Source organism: Candidatus Nebulibacter yamunensis (assembly GCF_024208055.1).
Taxonomy (GTDB): domain Bacteria; phylum Pseudomonadota; class Gammaproteobacteria; order Francisellales; family Francisellaceae; genus Caedibacter; species Caedibacter lacustris.
Window position 1 is genome coordinate 61,469 of the sequence record NZ_JAMBMW010000008.1, and the last position, 19,122, is coordinate 80,590.

Annotated in this window: 16 protein-coding genes and 1 pseudogene; 10 read left to right on the top strand and 7 right to left on the bottom strand. The window is 35.6% G+C overall.

Annotated elements, in window-relative coordinates; translation table 11 throughout:
• Positions 1-28: 28 nt before the first annotated feature.
• The 4 genes from M1V25_RS05080 to M1V25_RS05095 all read right to left on the bottom strand — a co-directional run bounded on the left by M1V25_RS05080 (position 29) and on the right by M1V25_RS05095 (position 5,037).
• Positions 29-985: a respiratory chain complex I subunit 1 family protein gene (locus M1V25_RS05080; protein WP_157966622.1), complete on the bottom strand. Its 957-nt coding sequence runs from the start codon at positions 983-985 to the stop codon at positions 29-31.
• Positions 982-2,781: a proton-conducting transporter transmembrane domain-containing protein gene (locus tag M1V25_RS05085; RefSeq protein WP_498842620.1), complete on the bottom strand. Its 1,800-nt coding sequence runs from the start codon at positions 2,779-2,781 to the stop codon at positions 982-984. Before M1V25_RS05085 ends, M1V25_RS05080 begins: the two co-directional genes overlap by 4 nt.
• 233 nt (positions 2,782-3,014) lie before the next feature.
• Entirely contained in the window at positions 3,015-4,175 is a 1,161-nt protein-coding gene (gene metK / locus M1V25_RS05090; protein WP_498842621.1) for a methionine adenosyltransferase, read from the bottom strand.
• Positions 4,176-4,758: 583 nt separating this feature from the next.
• Positions 4,759-5,037 (bottom strand): DUF6812 domain-containing protein, encoded by a 279-nt coding sequence (locus M1V25_RS05095; RefSeq protein ID WP_116964838.1) that lies wholly within the window; start codon positions 5,035-5,037, stop codon positions 4,759-4,761.
• A gap of 229 nt (positions 5,038-5,266) precedes the next feature.
• On the opposite strand from M1V25_RS05095, the gene cysS reads away from it, so the two are divergent.
• From cysS to M1V25_RS05135, 8 genes and pseudogenes are all read left to right on the top strand, one after another.
• On the top strand, positions 5,267-6,655 hold the full coding sequence (gene cysS / locus M1V25_RS05100; protein ID WP_498842631.1) for a cysteine--tRNA ligase: 1,389 nt from the start codon (positions 5,267-5,269) through the stop codon (positions 6,653-6,655).
• A 1-nt stretch (position 6,656) separates the two neighbouring features.
• A complete protein-coding gene (gene prmB, locus M1V25_RS05105) occupies positions 6,657-7,619 on the top strand; it encodes a 50S ribosomal protein L3 N(5)-glutamine methyltransferase (RefSeq protein WP_116964836.1) in 963 nt (320 codons plus the stop codon).
• On the top strand, positions 7,609-8,670 hold the full coding sequence (aroC, locus tag M1V25_RS05110; RefSeq protein ID WP_498842622.1) for a chorismate synthase: 1,062 nt from the start codon (positions 7,609-7,611) through the stop codon (positions 8,668-8,670). The genes prmB and aroC overlap by 11 nt, the downstream gene beginning before the upstream one ends.
• A gap of 127 nt (positions 8,671-8,797) precedes the next feature.
• A complete protein-coding gene (locus tag M1V25_RS05115; RefSeq protein ID WP_116964834.1) occupies positions 8,798-9,412 on the top strand; it encodes a DedA family protein in 615 nt (204 codons plus the stop codon).
• Positions 9,412-9,723, top strand: coding sequence for a PilZ domain-containing protein (locus M1V25_RS05120; RefSeq protein ID WP_116964833.1), 312 nt, complete (start codon positions 9,412-9,414; stop codon positions 9,721-9,723). The genes M1V25_RS05115 and M1V25_RS05120 overlap by 1 nt, the downstream gene beginning before the upstream one ends.
• A 14-nt stretch (positions 9,724-9,737) precedes the next feature.
• A pseudogene (gene radA, locus M1V25_RS05125) lies at positions 9,738-11,091 on the top strand (DNA repair protein RadA).
• 174 nt (positions 11,092-11,265) lie between these two features.
• Positions 11,266-11,697 carry a universal stress protein gene (locus tag M1V25_RS05130; RefSeq protein ID WP_116964831.1) on the top strand — a complete coding sequence of 144 codons (432 nt, stop codon included), beginning with the start codon at positions 11,266-11,268 and terminating at the stop codon, positions 11,695-11,697.
• Positions 11,690-14,359, top strand: a complete 2,670-nt coding sequence (locus M1V25_RS05135) for a PD-(D/E)XK nuclease family protein (protein ID WP_498842623.1) — start codon at positions 11,690-11,692, stop codon at positions 14,357-14,359. The genes M1V25_RS05130 and M1V25_RS05135 overlap by 8 nt, the downstream gene beginning before the upstream one ends.
• Here the strand turns inward: M1V25_RS05135 and M1V25_RS05140 are convergent.
• On the bottom strand, positions 14,354-14,599 hold the full coding sequence (locus tag M1V25_RS05140) for a hypothetical protein (protein WP_498842624.1): 246 nt from the start codon (positions 14,597-14,599) through the stop codon (positions 14,354-14,356). The two genes, M1V25_RS05135 and M1V25_RS05140, sit on opposite strands and share 6 nt — an antisense overlap.
• A 70-nt stretch (positions 14,600-14,669) precedes the next feature.
• The gene (locus M1V25_RS05145; RefSeq protein WP_116964828.1) at positions 14,670-14,990 is read right to left on the bottom strand and encodes a DUF2845 domain-containing protein; all 321 of its coding nucleotides are present in this window, start codon (positions 14,988-14,990) and stop codon (positions 14,670-14,672) included.
• A gap of 434 nt (positions 14,991-15,424) precedes the next feature.
• Between M1V25_RS05145 and M1V25_RS05150 the strand changes: the two genes are divergently transcribed.
• Entirely contained in the window at positions 15,425-16,327 is a 903-nt protein-coding gene (locus M1V25_RS05150; RefSeq protein ID WP_116964827.1) for a C1 family peptidase, read from the top strand.
• A 269-nt stretch (positions 16,328-16,596) separates the two neighbouring features.
• Entirely contained in the window at positions 16,597-17,433 is an 837-nt protein-coding gene (locus tag M1V25_RS05155) for a helix-turn-helix domain-containing protein (RefSeq protein WP_498842625.1), read from the top strand.
• Positions 17,434-17,555: 122 nt separating this feature from the next.
• On the opposite strand, the gene M1V25_RS05160 is transcribed toward M1V25_RS05155, so the two are convergent.
• The gene (locus M1V25_RS05160) at positions 17,556-19,094 is read right to left on the bottom strand and encodes an ISNCY family transposase (RefSeq protein ID WP_498842626.1); all 1,539 of its coding nucleotides are present in this window, start codon (positions 19,092-19,094) and stop codon (positions 17,556-17,558) included.
• Positions 19,095-19,122 lie beyond the last annotated feature (28 nt).

Sequence of the window (19,122 nt, forward strand, 5' to 3'; positions counted from 1 at the left end):
CTTATCAAAAAAAGCAACCAACTATGAATCATGCTGTTGTTCCTATTAATTGTGTTAAAAGAATACCCAGAAAAGCAAGGAAAAGTGCTAAACCAAGGTACTCTGGTATTCTAAATATACGCACCTTAGTTTGTAGTGTTTCTGTAATTGCAAGTAGTGCCAATAATATAATAAGTTTGACTAAGGTTGTGATGAATCCAACTGTAATGGATAATAACGAAGTTTCTACCGCTAAACCAAAAGGAAAAAACAAATTGATAAAGATCAATAAAAATAATTCCAACTTTAACGCATTACTCCATTCTATAGCGGCTAAATATCTCCCTGAATATTCTAGTACCATTGCTTCATGTATCATGGTCAACTCTAAATGTGTGCTTGGATTATCAAAAGGAAATCGGGAGTTTTCAGCAAGCAAAATGATAGTAAATGCGCACAAAGAGAAAGCAAGGCTAGGGTACAGCATACTATGTTGGATCAAGCTAAAACTGATATGACCAAGCGTTAACCCATGTGTTATCAAGCCAAGGTTCAATAATACAAGCAGCAATATAGGTTCAACCAAGCAGGCAATAAACATCTCTCGTCTTGCGCCTAGTGAGCCAAACGCTGATCCAATATCCATGGCAGCAAGTATCATGCTTATTCGAGCGAGTGCTAATATACCAACTAAAACAATGACGTCTATGATCGATGTAAACAAGCCACGATAGAATATAAAAGGAGTGCTAAAAGCAAGTATACTTAAAGCACAAAAGTAGATAAAAGGAGTATATTTAAATAGCCAGGATGCATTGTAAGGCAATATGGGTTCTTTGATTAAGAGCTTATAAAATACAAAATAAGGTTGAAACAGGGAAGAAGCGGTGCGATTTTGCAGCCAACATTTAAATACTTGTAGAAAACCTATTAGTAAAGGAGAAATTACAATAATGAGTATACCTTGTAAAGCAAGTAGCAAAATTGTGGTTATTTCTGTGGTCATATCCATAATACCAAGATGAGTAAAACAAGTAGCGTTAAGCCAACGTAGGTCAAATAAACAGAAATTTTTCCTTGTTGAATCCAGCGTGTTATAAAAACAATCTTCCAGATAGCTTGTGTTATGGGTTTATAAAAAAAAGGCCATATTTTTTCGGAAATATAAACAAAATAGTGAGGTTTATCACCATTGATATTGGATATATTAATTTTTACTTGAATCAATTTAGAGAAAATCTGTTTAAATGGTTGGGAAAACCCCTCAGCAGAATCTTGCATACGTGAGTTAATGGAATCAAAGCCACATCCCCAGGTGGCATCTCTACGGAAGTGCTTATGGATCAAGGGGAAAATAAGTAACAAGCTTAAAATCATGATAAATGCTAACAGTAATGGAGCAAAATAATTACTGTTTGCCAAGGTTGAATGTGGAAATGAAATAGTGAAACTACCCTTCCAAACAAGAGTGAATTTATCGGATATTGAGTTAATTACTTTTTGAATCATAGAGATAAATGGTGCAGGGTATAAACCAATTACGATCGTCCATATTGTAAGCCACAGTAGAGACACTCGCTCTAACAAATTGGCTGGTTTAGCATGTATTAGTTGAGATTCTCTGGGTTGACCTAAAAATGCAATGCCAAAAAACTTCACAGCGACAAAACCTGCTAAGGCAAATACCAACATACTTGTGGCAGCAATGACAATAGATAGTACAGCAAAGTTGAAATGCTCGAATGTTTGCTGTTTGAAAAAAAGCTGTAAATAAAGCCATTCGGAAATAAATCCACTGAATAATGGTAAGCCTGCCATTGCTAAGCAACCTATCAATGCGCAAGCACTCACCCATGGCATTTTTTGAATAAGCCCACCTAATTTTCCAATATTGCGTTCACCTGTTGCATGTAAAATTGAACCTGTGCAGAGAAAAAGTAAAGATTTAAATAGGCTATGGCTTAAGCTATGCAATAAAACAATCAGCAAAGCGACGTTAGATAGCGTGTATTGTTGATATTGATAAAAAACAATAGCAAAACCTAGATTTAATACAATAAATCCCAAATTCTCTATGGAAGAATAGGCCAATAGTCGTTTCATATCGCTTTGTAGTGCAGCATGGAGGACGCCAATGAGCATGCTAAGTAATCCAATTGCAATAAATAAAAAACCCCACCATGATTGTTGCCATGGGAGGAGCCAGTAGAAACTAAAGCGAATGAGTCCATAAATCGCCGTTTTTAACATAACACCGCTCATCAATGCAGAAATTGGGCTAGGAGCGGCAGGATGTGCTTCTGGTAACCAAATGTGCAATGGAAAAAGACCTGCCTTTGCACCAAATCCAATTAACATAAGAGTAAATACTAAATTAGCTAGAGGTAGGGCAAAATCACTGTGGTTTAATAGAAAAAAAGCGCTACTGATGCATAAAAAGCCAATATGTGCAATGCCTAAATATAAAAAACCTGCTTGTCGGACAACTTTGGCTGTGTTGCCGCATACTACTAGAAAATAAGAACTTAAACTCATTATCTCCCAAGCAAATAGAAAGGTAAATGTGTTACTTGCACTCAATACCATAAGCATCCCAAGGACGAAAAAAGGGTAAGCTATATGAATAACTCTTTGATGTTTTAAGCTAAAGTGTCGGAAATAAGCTTGCCCAAACCCCGAAATAGCAACTGTTGACAGTCCTAACAAAAGCACAAAAAAGCGTGATAATTCATCTAGTTGAAATAAGAAAGTTAGATTTTCAGGTAGCAATGTAATTTCAAATGTTATGCTTATTAATTTCACGTAAAAAATAGCACTCATTATAATCAGTAAAGCGGCAATGATGGTTGCGTACCTAAAATGACTAAAAAAGCGACTCGGAAGCACAAATGAAAGGCATCCTAGCACTAGCCAAATGAATAATGTTATATGTAATATCATTTATGATATGAGAAGACCTTAAACACACCGAGGTATTATAAGGTAAGCAGGTTTATTTGTATATTGAAAGTTAATTGAATTTCCCTAGAGCATTGCTAAATATGTACTGTGGATGATAATGTTTCCGCTTTATCAGTCTTTTCCCAGGTAAAATCAATATCCTCTCGACCAAAGTGACCGTAACTTGCAGTTTTTTGGTAAATTGGACGCAATAAATCTAATTGATGGGTAATTGCATAAGGGCGAAGATCAAAATGCTTAAGTATAAGTTCTTCAATCACATAATCATCCACCTTACCTGTACCAAAAGTATTAACCATAATAGAAGTAGGCTGTGCAACGCCAATAGCATATGAAACTTGGATTTCACATTTATCGGCCAAACGACTAGCCACAATATTTTTAGCGATATATCGTCCCATATAGGCGGCAGAACGATCGACTTTGGAAGGATCCTTCCCAGAAAAAGCACCTCCTCCATGGTGTGCTGCGCCTCCATAGCTATCAACGATAATTTTACGTCCTGTTAAGCCACAATCACCAACAGGTCCTCCAATCACAAATTTTCCAGTAGGATTAATAAGATATTTGGTTTTAGCTGTAATCCATTCTTTAGGTAAAATAGGTAGAATAATTTCTTCAATAACGGCTTCTTTAATAGCACTTTGTCCTATATCTGCTGCATGTTGGGTAGAGATAACAACTGTATCTACAGCAATTGGTTTACCATCCATATAACGCAATGTGACTTGGCTCTTAGCATCAGGACGAAGCCAAGAGAGGGTTTTGTTTTTGCGCAAAAATGCTTGTCGTTGCATAAGCTTGTGCGCGTAATAAATTGCTGCAGGCATTAAAGTTGGTGTTTCGTTAGTAGCAAAGCCAAACATAAGTCCTTGATCACCTGCACCTTGATCAAGTGGATTTTGGCGATCCACACCTTGTGCGATTTCAGGAGATTGTTTGCCAATAGCATTGATAACCGCACAATCATTACCATCAAAGCCAAGCTCGTCTTTGTCATAGCCAATACCTACGACGACTTTGCGTACGATATCTTCGATATCAACCCAAGCAGAAGTTGTAATCTCGCCAGCAACTAATACCATTCCAGTTTTAACAAGCGTTTCACATGCAACACGAGCATGTTTGTCTTGCGCTAAAATAGCATCAAGAATTGCATCTGAAATCTGATCAGCAATTTTGTCTGGATGACCTTCAGAGACAGACTCAGATGTGAATAAAAAATCATTTGCCATATTTGTATCCCTTTACTTTGTATTTTATAACAAGCTAAAAGGCTTCTATAAAAGGAGAATGAAAATATAGAAACGCTTTAGCGGTGTTATTTTTTTGTCGCCCGCAAGTTGTTGTTAAATCAGCGACAGTGCGCAATATGTTAAGTTGATGTCAATAAGCTGTCAAATGTTTTTCTTCTCATTTGCCAAATATGGGTTGTTAATCTGTAATCTGCAGCGTTTGGCTAAGTATTTCTGTAATCGTTTTATAAGCTGCCGAAATTGATTGCCTCTTGTAGCACACGTAAAAAGTGCTTATCAAAACCACAAGGGCAATCAGTAGCATGACTAAATATTTAGGTAGTTTAATAACTACATAATTGTTACAATTTTTGATTATTCCACTTTAGTCAAAAAGATAACATGCTTACAGATAGCCATTGCCATTTAGACTTTACCTGTTTTGATCATATGCAAGATGATCTTATATCTACTTGCCTAGCTTCTGGCATTTCACATTTCATCAATCCTGCTGTACAGTTCCATAATTGGCATAAGGTCATTGCTTTATTACTTAAACTCTTAAGTGCAAGCGCTTGTTTTTTTATGCGCCGTGATCAGGATGTAGAAATAAAATATTGTCTAAGTTCACGTTCATAAAGTCACATTCACGAATAAGTTCGTCATTAGCGTGTATATAAATTTTAGCATTGCGCAGAGCAATGAATTTACCAGTTGTTTCTGTGTTGATGTGATCAGTCAAACGCACGCCTGTACGCACAGAAATCTCACCTTTAATCTTATATTTATCGGTATAAATGGTAATGAGAATAAAGTCGCGGGCACTATTTCTTGAGTCAGCTGCATTGTAATAAAAAGGCATTTGCCACTCCTTTGACGCGAAACAGTTGTTATCTGGAGTATAGAAAAAAAATTGAAAAAATCGAGTTTAGCCAAATAAACGGTTAGAAAGTCCTGCTTTTTTAACAAATTATCGGATAGGTTTTTCAGCATGTGGCAAAACGTAAGAAAATGATTTAAACCCTGCTTAGGCGATGGTAACATAACAAGATATTTTTAAATGAGAAGTGAACAAGTCGTTTTGTATGAGTATTTATGTATATAATTCCTTATCTGGAAAAAAGGAGCTTTTTCAGCCAATTACACCACGAAAACTTAAAATGTACGTTTGTGGTATGACGGTTTATGATGATTGTCACATTGGTCATGCACGGACTCAAATTGCATTTGATGTGATTTTGCGCTATTTTCGCTATTGTAGATATGAGGTGACTTACGTTCGTAATATTACCGACATAGATGATAAGATTATTAAGCGTGCTAATGACAACCATGAATCAACCAATATGCTTGTTGAGCGAACGATTGCAAGTATGTATGAGGATTTAGATCGTTTAAATATTTTGCGTCCTGACTTTGAGCCACGTGCTACTCAAACAATTGCTGAAATGTGCCAAATGATCGAAACGTTGCTTGAAAAAGGTTATGCCTATGTTTCTAGCAATGGTGATGTTTATTATCGTGTTGAAAGTTTTAAAGGTTACGGCAAGCTTAGTAAGCAAAGTTTAGAAAGCTTACGTATTGGTGCGCGTGTTGCAAGCAATGAGCAAAAAGAAAATCCACTTGATTTTGTGTTGTGGAAAGCCTCTAAAACCAATGAACCAAGTTGGGATTCCCCGTGGGGAAAAGGGCGTCCGGGTTGGCATATTGAATGTTCCGCGATGTCAAAAAAACTGCTTGGGAATAACTTTGATATTCACGCGGGTGGTTCAGATTTACGTTTCCCACATCACGAAAATGAAATTGCCCAATCAGAAGCTGCAAATGACTGTACTTTTGCCAATTACTGGTTGCATTCAGGAATGGTGCAAGTTGATGCTGAGAAAATGTCCAAGTCATTGAATAATTTCTTTACGATCAAAGAGGTGCTTAACGAATATCATCCAGAGGTTGTGCGTTTCTTTCTAATTTCTGGTCAATATCGCAGTGAAATTAATTATTCAAAAGAAAATCTTGATCAAGCAAAAGCAGCTGTTGAGCGTTTATATTCCGCGTTGCGTGGTATTGAAATAATGCAAATAGATGGTCTGCCTGATAATAAAGATGAATATATTGCTGCATTTAAAGTAGCAATGGACAATGATTTTAATACACCTGAAGCTTTGCCTGTTTTGTTTTCTTTAGCAAAAGAGATCAATAAATATCGTGCTAGCAACATAGAAAGAGCGACACAATATGCACGCTTATTATTGCAATTGGGAAATGTACTTGGGATTTTGCATTATCCTGCAGAAGCATATTTTAAGCATAGTGGTGAGAATGTATTGCCAGATAGTGAAATTGAAGCAATGATACAACAGCGTATTGAAGCTAAGCAAAAAAAAGATTACGCAAGTGCGGATAATATAAGAAATACACTGGCTCAATCTGGTATTGTACTAGAAGATACTGGCACAGGTACGTTGTGGAAGAGAGGATAAAATGAGTGATGTATTTGGTACAGATGTCAACGTTGATGCTTTAGCTTCAGATTTAGAAACTATACGCGATTATCTACGCTGGGCATCAAGTCGTTTTTTAGAAGCTGAGTTATTCTATGGGCATGGCACCGATTCAGCTTGGGATGAAGCAGTTCATTTGGTATTACAAGCACTTTATTTGCCGCTTGACATAGACGACAGAATTTTAGATGCACGCTTGACACACGTTGAGCGTCAAAAAGTGATCAAATGGGTATATCGGCGAGTAGTAGATCGTATACCCTTGCCATATTTAACTAAAACAGCTTGGTTTGCTGGTATGAAGTTTTATGTCGATCAGCGCGTAATTGTACCGCGTTCACCAATAGGTGAACTTATTCGCAATGAGTTTGAACCATGGGTCAATCACAATAAAGTATTAAGAATACTTGATTTGTGTACAGGTAGTGGTTGCATTGGTATAAGTTGTGCGCATGTGTTTGATCAAGCACAAGTGACTTTAGTCGATATTTCTGAAGATGCTCTTGCTGTGGCTGAAAAAAATATCAAGCTTCATAATTTAGAAAATCGTGTTAAGACTGTCTATTCAGATTTATTCAATTCCGTGCAAGGACAAAAATTTGATTTAATTGTATCGAATCCACCTTATGTTGATCATGAGGATTTATCTTCTATGCCTGAAGAATACTTAAAAGAACCAATACTGGCACTAGGTTCAGGAGAGGATGGTTTGGATATTACGCGCAGAATTTTAATTGAAGCTTCTGATTATCTTACTGAAGATGGAATTTTAATCGTTGAAGTGGGTAATAGTCAATGTGCTTTATGTGAAGCGTTTTCTGAGGTGCCTTTTACCTGGCTTAACTTTGAAGACGGTGGAGAAGGTGTATTTTTACTTACTTATCAAGAGCTCATTACCTATAAAAAAGCGTTTGAAGCAGGGTTGAATAATCATGCCAGGTAATACAATTGGAGAATTGTTTCGTGTCACTACTTTTGGAGAAAGTCATGGATTGGCTTTAGGTGCAATTATTGATGGCTGTCCTTCGAGTATTGAACTATGTGAAGTCGATTTACAAAAAGATTTAGATCGTAGAAAACCAGGACAATCAAAATTTACAACTCAACGCACAGAACCTGATCAGGTGAGGATTTTATCTGGAGTGTTTGAAGGTAAAACAACGGGCACGCCGATTGGATTACTAATTGAAAATGTCGATCAAAAGTCTAAAGACTATGGTGAGATTAAAGACCAGTTTCGACCAGGACATGCTGATTTTACCTATTTTCATAAATATGGTATTCGTGATTATCGCGGTGGGGGGAGGTCTTCTGCACGTGAGACAGCGATGCGTGTTGCAGCAGGTGCGATTGCTAAAAAAATATTGAAACAACAATTTAATATTGAAATTTTTGGCTATGTTTCTCAAATTGGCGATATTGAACTTGATCTTAAAACACCTGATTTTATTGAACAAAATCCATTTTTTTGTGCAGATCCACAGAAAATTCCAGTGCTTGAGGAATTAATCCACAGTATACGCAAGCAAGGAAACTCAATAGGAGCCAAAGTCAATATCGTAGCTAAAAATGTGCCTATTGGTTTCGGTGAGCCTGTATTTAGTCGTTTAGATGCCGAAATTGCTAAAGCATTAATGAGTATTAACGCGGTAAAGGCAGTTGCTATTGGCGATGGTTTTGACGTTGTTAAGCAAAAGGGGAGTGAGCATCGTGATGAATATACTAAACAGCTAGGCTTTTTAAGCAATCATGCTGGTGGTATTTTGGGTGGAATTTCATCAGGGCAAGATATTTTAGTCAGTATTGCTTTTAAACCGACTTCAAGTATTTTGATACCAGGGCGTTCAGTCGATATTTATGGCAATGACTGTCAAGTTGTGACAAAAGGGCGTCATGATCCATGTGTTGGAATTAGAGGCGTTGTGATTGCTGAGGCAATGTTGGCATTGGTTTTAGTAGATCAATATTTACAGCATAAAGCACAAAATTTGTAATAAAATGCTTTGCATTTTAAATAAGCAATGGAATTTTAAGAGGATATATAACCGTTGCAATAAGCGACAAGGCTTCTTAGAGCGTTGATGATTAAACTGAAAATAGATAACAAGTAAAGAGGTAACGATGACACCAGAACATATTGCATTGATTCAACAATGGGGTTATTGGCTTATGTTTGGTGCTGCTATTATTGAAGGTGAAACATTTTTGATCTTAGGTGGTGTTGCGGCTGCCGCAGATATGCTGGATTTAGGCTGGATTATTGTATTATCAATTATTGGTTGTTTGCTTCACGACTCCTTCTTATTTTGTTTAGGACGATTTATTGGTCCTAAGATCTTAAGTCGTAAACCAAATTGGCAGCCTAAGGTTAATCGAATTAGTATGCTGATCGACAAGTATAACTTTTGGTTGATCTTGGGTTTTCGCTTCGCTTATGGGTTACGTACAATTATTCCATTTGCGCTTGGAATGAGTACAATTACAAATTTTAAATTCTTAATTTTTGATTTTATTGGTGGCGTTATATGGGTGTTTGTTTTCTTGTTGGGTGGATATTATTTTGGCAGTGCACTTCAGGTTATTCTGCATAAATTATCATTGCTAGACTTGGTTAAAGAGCATTGGATTATATCGATGGTTCTTTTATTTATTATCATTTTTGGCATAAGCTTTTTTGTGCATTGGCGTAAAAAGCATAATAAAAAGAAACAACTCAAAATCAATATGGAAATTTGATGATGACAACCATACACATTACTTTAGATTCAAAACAAGATGCGTTAGAAAAATATTTGCCTTTTATTAAGCAAGGGGCACTTTTAACGAATAGTGAACTACAAATTTTGTTTGGAGAAGAAGTGAATCTTGTGGTCAAAATTTCTGAATTACAGCAAGAGTTTGCTTGTAAGGGAAAAATTGTGTGGGTGAGCGTTGATGAGTTACAAAATAAAAAAAGCTTTGGCATTCAACTGTTAGCTGATGAGGGCTTTGAGCTCAATCAAGTGCTGGAAAATTATTTAGTTGGCTTAATTAAACACGATAAATAAGGTAATTTAAGTAAATGGCAAAAGTAAAAACAAGCTATATTTGTCAAGCATGTGGTGCATTTTCGACGAAATGGCAAGGGCAATGCCCAGATTGTTTTGAATGGAACACTTTAGTTGAAACCTTAATTCAATCAACATCAATAACAAGTAAAGTAGGTTACGCAGGCGTACAAACAAGAGTACAAAAACTCAGTGAAGTCTCACTTGCTGAATATCCTCGCATTGGTTCTCCTTTTAGTGAGTTTGACCGTGTGATGGGTGGTGGAATTGTCCCAGGTTCGGTCACCTTAATTGGAGGTGATCCAGGTATCGGGAAATCATCCATTTTATTACAAATTATGACGGTGTTATCCCTTCAATACAACGCACTTTATGTGACAGGAGAAGAGTCGCTAGAGCAGGTGGCTTTGCGTGCCAAGCGCATGCAGCTCCCAAGTGATAAATTATTGATGATGAGTCAAACTAACGTTGAACTGATCTGTCAGTATATCGAACAAAATCGTCCTCAACTTGTGGTTATTGATTCTATCCAAACGATGCAAATTGAATCATTGCAGTCGGCACCAGGTGGCGTTGCTCAAGTAAGAGAGTCGGCAAGCCTATTAACTCAAACTGCAAAGCGTACTAATACAGCCGTGTTTTTGGTAGGGCATGTCACCAAATCTGCTGAAGTTGCAGGTCCTCGGGTCTTAGAGCATATTGTTGATGCTGTTATTTTCATTGAAGGACAAGCAGATGGTCGTTATCGCATGGTGCGAGCTATGAAAAATAGATTTGGTGCGGTAAACGAGCTAGGTGTGTTTGCAATGACTGATAAGGGTATGCGCGAAGTAAAAAAATCCATCTGCTATTTTCTTAAATCGAGCCGATGACGATATATCAGGGAGTGTTATTATTAGTATATGGGAAGGTACACGCCCAATACTTGCCGAAGTTCAAGCTTTGGTAAATGAAAACGGTTACGGTCAACCTCGACGTTTAGCGGTAGGCTTAGACCCCAATCGCTTAGCTATGTTGTTAGCGGTCTTACAAAGACACTTAGCTGTGCAACTTGCTGACTTTGATGTTTTTATCAATGTGGTAGGAGGTATTAAAGTTAATGAAACAAGTATTGATTTGGCGATTATTGCAGTAATTTTATCAAGCTTATATAGCAAACCGATTGCAAAGGATTGGATTATTTTAGGTGAGGTGGGATTGTCTGGTGAGATTCGTCCAGTTCCGTATGGTCAAGAGCGTTTACATGAAGCACAGAAACATGGCTTTAAGCATGCGATTGTGCCGATGAGTAATGCTCCTAAAAAAGAAGTTGAAATAAAAGTAACAGCAATTAAAAAATTGAAAGAACTTAAAGATTTGCTAGTATAATACTTCTTATATTCTGGACCACAATTTGAGACATAAAACCAGTCTAAAAAAATCTTAAACACATTACTTTTGATCACTTGCAAGGTGGAGCTTAAAATACAAATCCTTTGAGTTTAGCCATTAGCTTGTATACACTTAATAAGCAAATTCAAAAATATATAAGGAAGTTGGTTTATGTTTGAATATAAAAATATTATTTATGCTATTAATGTCAATGATGATGTAGAAAAAACACTCACACATTTGACTGATTACGCTAAACAAAAATCAGCCAAGCTGCATGTGGTGACAGTACATAAAACCATTTTTGATTATGGATATGGTGCAGGGGTATCGGAAAAAACGCCTAATCAGCTGATAAAAGAGCGTTTAGCAAAGAAATTTCAAGAAGTGACAAAAAAGGTCGAGAAACAAACATATGTAGATTGCAAACTGATTGAGGCGGATTCCGTTGCAGATGGTATTATTGAATATGCTCAGAAGAATAAAATAGATTTATTGATCTTAAATGGACACCATCATGGCATTTTAGGGCGCATGGGTTCTGTTGCCAGCAAGATTGCAAATAACGCACCTTGTGATGTGGTTATCTTAAAAAATGTCTAATACTCTATTGTATACGCCTTATGTTGAGTTATTTAAGTTGCTTGATGAAAGCACAATTGTTATTACTGTAAATAATCGCTTAGCTAAATATTTGAATCAACTGTATTTGCAGTATTGTGTGCAAAATAGTCGTTGTGTGTTGTTTAATGAATATTTTTATAATTTGGATCTTTTTATAAAGAAATCGTATACGTTTGCTCAGATGCTAAACATGGATTTGGCATATGTTATTTCTGATGATGAAGCACAGTTTTTGTTTTTCTCTATTTTGCAGCAAGATGAGCGTGTCTTTATGCCAAGCATCAAACAAGCTAAAGAACTGTTTGCAGCATGGCAGTTACTACAAAACTGGCAGATTGATATCAAGACACTAGAAACCCATAAAGCTAACGTGAATGTAGAGCATTTTTTAGATTGGGGGCTTTCCTATCAGGCTTTATTACACGATAAAGGCTATATTGATAAGAGTCAGTGCATCGGTCAGTTGCTACAAGCTCAACTTTTACAAGAGCTTAGCTATAGACAAAGGCTTAAACAGATTATTTTAATTGGATTTGATAGTAAACCGCCTTTGATAGAAGCGTGGCTGACAGCCTATCGTAATATTAATGTCAAAGTGAGTAGTTGGAGTGTAGCACAAAAAGAGGGGCGTCTAAAAATCAGGCAATATGTCGATCATAAAACAGAGATAAATGCAGTTGCACAAGAGGTTTTTCGTATTCATCAATTGAAGCCAAATGCAAAAATTGGTGTGATTGTTCCTGACTTACAAAGCCGATTTTATGATTTGCGTGAAACGTTTGATGCAGTTTTATTAGATCCAGCTATATATCATCTTCCGTTATTGGATAATGCGTATCGACCTTATAGCATTTCAGGTGGTGAACCGTTATTGAATTTACCGATTATTCGACAGCTGCTCTTATGGCTTAAGTTTGATAAAGTTAATTGTTTTAGTGACATTGCGCTTATGTTAAGCTCAAGTTATGTAAAAGGCTATAAAGCATATGCTATATCGCGCCAAAAACTGATCTTAAAACTTAAAACAGATCTTCCACGTTTTGTATCACTACGCATATTGACACAATATGCTTTTTTTTATGAGCAATGCGACCCTCTATTACAAGATTGCTTAAAAGCGGTTACAACACTTATACCTACCACCCAAAAGGTGTCTGTTGATATGTTTGTTCATTGGATAAAACAGATGATCGAAGCTTTAAATTATTTAGATGAATGTACATTGAGTAGTTTAGAATACCAAGCGCTATCAAAGTTTTATTTGTTATTAAATAAGCTTCTTCAATTTGAGCGTTTAGGTATTAAGCTTATGATTTCACAGTGGCTAGTTGAACTTAGTCATTTAGCGGCTATGACGGTTTTTCAAACCCAAACTATTCATGAAAAAAATATTCAAATCCTAGGGGTGCTAGAAGCTACTGAAATTGCTTTTGATTATTTGTTTATTGTTCGTATGAGTGATAATAACTGGCCAAGCTTAAGAGGTATGAATCCATATTTACCATTCTTACTTCAAAAGGAGTATGCTATGCCACATTCAAGTGTAGAGCGAGAATTTATATATGCAAAGACCATTACAAAGCGCCTAATTCGGCAAGCTGATGAAGTATGTATAAGCTATGCAGAATTTGAGGGAGAAAATCAACAATCTATATCTGCTTTAATAAGTCAATTGGGATCAGTCGAAATCCATAATGAGCCAAGAGTAGAAGTATTAAAACCAAAAGTTGATTTTATCTCGTTTATGGACGATAGTTTACCAGTCGTAGATAAAAATGCGCTTCAAAGCATTACTGGAGGAACACAGATATTTAAGAACCTTGCTGAGTGTCCTTATCGTGCAGCCTTAGTGCATAGGTTGAAGCTAACAGCAGATAAGCCACATAAACCCATTTTATCAGCACTTCACAAAGGGATTGTAATTCATCATGTGTTAGAGCATATATGGCGAGAACTTAAGGGCTCACAAAGCTTACAAAAGCTAACAGATGATGAATTGAAAATCTTAATTTCTCGATATATTGATGCGGCATTACAAGTAAACATCTTACTACTTGCACAATTGCCAGATGTGATTAAAAAAGCAGAAGAAAGTCGTTTAGTGGATTTGATTACGAAGTGGTTAAAGTATGAAAGGATGCGTCAAGAACCTTTTCATGTAATTGGATTAGAGAAATCACTTATGCTTGAAATTGGGGGAGTGAATTTGCAATTGCGTGTTGATCGAATTGATCAACTAAGTAATGGCTATACTGTGGTAATTGATTATAAAATCTCAAAAAATTATAGCATTAGTGGACTATTAAGCTCCCCTATTATGGAGCCTCAACTACCACTTTATGCTGTTTACGAAGATAGTGACGCAGTTGCTGTTGCAACGGTAAATGGTGCCAATATTAGCTTACAAAGTATTTCAAGTATTGAGAATTGGATTAAAGAGGGTGAGCCTGAGATTTTTGGTGCAAAAAAACCAGCATCAGTTGATGCTCCACAAAACTTTAATGCACTGAAACGCTATTGGCGAAAACAATTAGAATTACAGATACAGCAGTTTCTACAAGGTAAAAGTATAATCACTCCTTCGGTTAAAAGTTGTCAATATTGTGAGTTTTCAGCTGTATGTCGAGTAAGTATTTTATGATGAACGCTTTTCAATTTTTGCTAGTACAATCCCAACAACAATGAAAATTGTCCCTATGATTAAGCTCGCACACCCTAACATACCAGTGATAACAGAATCACTAAGATCATATAAACTTGGCTCAGTAGTGTACCAAGTAAAAGCACCTAAAATCAAGATGATACTAAGGACTACTAATACAACTCCAATAATAAGGCAGCCGATGGTGGAAGCAGGTTGTTTACAGCTTTTACACTTCATAATTGTTCTCCTTGAGCCATATGGTATATTGTAAAATACGTAAATTCACTGAGCTAATAAAAACTAATAATTAATCATCAAATTTTTCATTTTCGGAATCATAAGAAATATCTTTTAATTTTTCATTTACAAAGCGGAACTTCGCTTTAGTGACAATTAAGCTATCATTGGGGTCAACAAATTTATAAGCCAGTATAGTACTCTTAGATTTTTTATAGTTCCTTGTGATACTAGGCTCACCACAACTTTTTATGACTTCAGCTTGTGTCTGATTTAAGCTTATTGTTTTACCATTACAGCTAAGCAAGAAATTATTTTCAGCAGCTAAGGAAAGTGAGCTTATCAATAATCCAGCAGCTGTCATTGCAATGAGAGTTTTATTTTTAGACATTTTAGCCTCCTAAAAGTTTATTGCGTTAAAAAATGTGGGGGAATTCGATAATAAGCGTAGATTGGAATTTTAAATATTGCAAGATGAATATGAAGTAGACAAAAATATATTTTTATTTAGCTTTACTATACTACTTGCGAATTATTTATCATTAATTTATGGTGGTGGTCAACTTATCTGGTTATGAAAGGTTATTTATCGTTCCTTAATATATTCATTATTGACGAAACTCAGTTTATCAGAATCGCACAAAAGCCTTAAACCACTTGAAAATACTATTAATTTTGATGCCTTTTATGTCAAATTTACGTTGAGCAGTATCAGTTTGAGTCGCGCTGGTTTTTTTGAACGTTGCTGTTTTAATATTGCTGGAGTATTATTATGGTTGCGGTAAAAAATTAGTTTACGAAACCTAAAATATTAAGGAGTATCGTATGCTACCAAAACATAGATATGGTTGGCTTCGAGACTATCCTGATCATCGGGACTTTACACCAGAGTGTTCTTATAAACTCTTAAATGGTCAAAAGATATGTGATGTTTTATTAAAAATGGGTTTAGAATCCAAAGATGATATAACGTTACCAACCACCATTGATTTACGCAGATATTGTAGTGATGTAAAAAATCAAGGGCATCTAGGATCCTGCACTTCACATGCAGGGGTGGCTTTATTAGAGTTTTTTGAAAACAAATCCTTCTCAACTTACATTGAAGCTTCTAGATTATTTTTATATAAAATTTCACGTAAGTTGATAGGGTTTAATGATGACGTTGGTAGTTATATTCGGACTACAATGGGAGCGATGAGAATGTTTGGCATCCCACCAGAAAAATTTTTACCTTATTATGTTGATGGACAAATTAATCCTGACTGGAATAAAGATCCAGAACCATTTTTGTATGCTTATGCTAGTAACTATAAGGCGATAGAATATTTTAGGCTTGATGCTGAAAATCTAGATAAAAATAAACTCTTATTAAGAATCAAGACTTATCTTTATGGGTCTTATCCATCTATGTTTGGTTTTACTGTATATGATAGTATAAAACAAGCATCTGATAGCGGTTTTATCCCTTATCCAGATATAAATGAAAGAGTTGTTGGTGGTCATGCTGTAGTAGCAATAGGTTATGATGATGATATGAAGGTTGTGAACACAGCTAATAATGAAGTGACTAAAGGTGCTATCTTGATTCAGAATTCATGGGGACAAGGATGGGGAGAGCATGGTTATGGATGGTTGCCCTATAAATACATTTTATCTGGCTTGGCTGTTGATTGGTGGACATTAATTCAAAGTAAATGGATAAACACTAATAATTTTGGTTTTTAAGGATAAGGAAAACGTTTGAATAACTGTGTAAATTTGTTCGTAAATTATAAAATGGGTTTAATTTATAATCTAGGAATGAATGATGAAACCAGAAGAGAAGAGTATGATTACACTACAGAAGATGGCGATTTGGAAATTAGAGTGTCACAGGACTCATTATAGGTTGAAATGATGTTATGCATATTTCATGATCAAATTTAAAGGTAAGGTTAAAACTCTATGAAAAATTTACATCGTTTAAGTGAAAATATTCAACTCAAAGTGGGTAGATGTTTTGGTTTATAATAAGCAATCAACATATAATTGAGATTTATGGAGCAGTTATGAACAATATGCTTAAGAAGCTTCCAAAAAGCTCACAACTAGGACTTTCTGATATTCAATGGATATTGGAAGATTCAACTAATCAAAAATCAAAATTGGATTTTATTCAAAGTTTATTAAGGTTATATAAAATAGAATCATTTTCTCATTCTGTGTTTAATACGGATTTTATATTTGGAATTATAACAACTACTCCGCCTAGTGAGCTTTTATCATACTATTATTCGAAAGTGTGGCAAGCAGATAAAGTCCTTAACTTTTCCGTAAGCCCTAATTTACAAGTAATTGATTATTTAAATGACTTCAAATTTAAGTTTATAAAAGAATATTCAAATACTATTAATAATAAAATATCACTTGTTTCAGCAAAAGTTGTACTTGGCAAAAAACATTATTTTGCTTTTAACATTGACCGAGAATATTTTAATCAAATAAAGCAAACTAACCACCTTTTTAAACTATATTCTGTAATTGATTCTGCTATATCCCTTATTTACTCGCAGATTAGAATTAAGCGTTTCTTTGAAATTCACCATGAAGATATCCCCAAAAGGGTCATAAAGGATCCAGTCAACAATAAAACGATGTTGATCATTAGTGATTTGAGTGTCAAAGAAATGGAGTATTTAAAAATTCTTGCAAGTGGATGTACAGCTAAAGAAATTGCATTACATTTACATAAATCTTATCGTACAGTACAAAACGTGATTGCGGCACTTTTAAAAAAATTAAATGTAGACACAAAAGAACAGCTAACTTTAGTGGCAAAGATTATTCTTTAGCAAAAGATAAGAAATTTTAATCAAGTTTGTAATTTTAATTACATGTATAAGTGTCATTACCAAGGTAAAGTGTCGGACTAATTACCAAGGGAAATTGTCGTGTTAATAGTATGGTCTGAATGCTATTGAGTCAACAAACTATTAGTAATAGCCCTGGCTTTCTGAATGCGTAAAGCAATTGTATTCAATTTTTCACGTAGCCAGATATACCTAACACCACTAGCACTTATTGCAACACCTAGTGATGACTCAAGTTGCGCTGCTACTTGGCATTGACCTAGTTGAGGGTTTTCTAACGAGAATGAGATAACCGTATCCTCAAGCTCTTTATCACTCCTATTTTTATGGTGCTTGCTGGAGGTAAATGCACGTTTCAGAGCCATTGGTCCTTTTTCTTTAAGTAATCGCCGATTTTTATAGATGGTTTCTCTGGAACATTGGCTGATACGAGCGGCTTCTGAAACATTACCTATTTTATCAGCCAGCTCAATCGCATCTATTTTTTTCTGAATTTCTACGTCATACATAGAAGGCTTAGTTGGCTCAATGACTTCGGAAATTTCTAATATTTTACCAGCGAAAAAAACCTGGAATGTCTGATCATCATTAATGCTTTTGCGTATCTCAATTTCTTGCTTAGCAATTGAATATTTCAAGGGTGATTGAACTAAATAAAATTTATTACAATAGCTAAATGTGTGGTCATTACGGATTTTACGATATTCCTTAATAAGGCAGATATCATCAAGGTTTATGTGCTTAGGCACAGCAGTAAATTCATTGCTGGGCACTTGGGGTTGTACTACAAACTTCTTCTGCCACACTTCTGGGATGAATACTCTTTGTAAAGAGTAATTAGCTTGATGAATTTCATGGATATTATTTAGTCGAAGCTCTGGAACTAAACGATCCTGAAGGGTATCAAAGGCGCGTTCTATACGACCTTTTCCCTGAGGGGAATGAGCAAATATAATTTCAATACCCAATTCTTCACATGCTCTTTGTACTTGCGAAAAATAACACCACTTAGGACCACCAAATATACCAGCCCGGTCAACATATAATGTTTTAAATATTCCATTTTGTTTGATTATATTATACAAAACTTTTAAGCAACCTTGGGTAGTTTCAGATGGAAAGAACTGAGCATAGAGCTCACTTGTGGCATCATCTATGATGGCAATCAAACAAGTTTTCTCATCACCAAACCAGCGATGAAGGCTTCCATCCATTTGCAACAACAAGCCTGCTGATGTCATTCTATCGCGCTTTTTACGTGCTTTACTTCTATGGTTTTTGGCACGTTTGACATGGTGAATTTCATGGGCCCAAGTCCGCAAAGTTTCACGTTTTATTGTGATTGCCTCATGCTTAGATAGCAATTCAGCCAGATGTTGCAAATTTGCATCATAATACTTGTCTTGTATAAGCTGCTGCACTTTTTTCTTTAATGTGTTATCAATTTTATTAGGAGGGGATTTGCCTGTATTACCATGAATAACAAATTGTATGCCTATTTTTTGATAACGACTAAGATATCGCTCTATCGTTCGTTTAGAACAGTTCAAAATCTTGGTCGCATTATTGATTGAGATTTTACCATGAGCTACTTTAACAATTATATCTACGGTAAGCTGCGCTTTTGAATCCATCATTATCATCCTAAGAATCTCCTAAGCCATAAATATA

Bases quoted from the DNA above. Each gene is read 5' to 3' on its own strand.
- M1V25_RS05080 (WP_157966622.1), bottom strand. From the start codon at position 985: ATGACCACAGAAATAACCACAATTTTGCTACTTGCTTTACAAGGTATA.
- metK (WP_498842621.1), bottom strand. From the start codon at position 4,175: ATGGCAAATGATTTTTTATTCACATCTGAGTCTGTCTCTGAAGGTCAT.
- M1V25_RS05095 (WP_116964838.1), bottom strand. From the start codon at position 5,037: ATGCCTTTTTATTACAATGCAGCTGACTCAAGAAATAGTGCCCGCGAC.
- prmB (WP_116964836.1), top strand. From the start codon at position 6,657: ATGAGTGATGTATTTGGTACAGATGTCAACGTTGATGCTTTAGCTTCA.
- aroC (WP_498842622.1), top strand. From the start codon at position 7,609: ATGCCAGGTAATACAATTGGAGAATTGTTTCGTGTCACTACTTTTGGA.
- M1V25_RS05115 (WP_116964834.1), top strand. From the start codon at position 8,798: ATGACACCAGAACATATTGCATTGATTCAACAATGGGGTTATTGGCTT.
- M1V25_RS05120 (WP_116964833.1), top strand. From the start codon at position 9,412: ATGATGACAACCATACACATTACTTTAGATTCAAAACAAGATGCGTTA.
- M1V25_RS05130 (WP_116964831.1), top strand. From the start codon at position 11,266: ATGTTTGAATATAAAAATATTATTTATGCTATTAATGTCAATGATGAT.
- M1V25_RS05135 (WP_498842623.1), top strand. From the start codon at position 11,690: ATGTCTAATACTCTATTGTATACGCCTTATGTTGAGTTATTTAAGTTG.
- M1V25_RS05140 (WP_498842624.1), bottom strand. From the start codon at position 14,599: ATGAAGTGTAAAAGCTGTAAACAACCTGCTTCCACCATCGGCTGCCTT.
- M1V25_RS05145 (WP_116964828.1), bottom strand. From the start codon at position 14,990: ATGTCTAAAAATAAAACTCTCATTGCAATGACAGCTGCTGGATTATTG.
- M1V25_RS05150 (WP_116964827.1), top strand. From the start codon at position 15,425: ATGCTACCAAAACATAGATATGGTTGGCTTCGAGACTATCCTGATCAT.
- M1V25_RS05155 (WP_498842625.1), top strand. From the start codon at position 16,597: ATGTTTTGGTTTATAATAAGCAATCAACATATAATTGAGATTTATGGA.
- M1V25_RS05160 (WP_498842626.1), bottom strand. From the start codon at position 19,094: ATGATAATGATGGATTCAAAAGCGCAGCTTACCGTAGATATAATTGTT.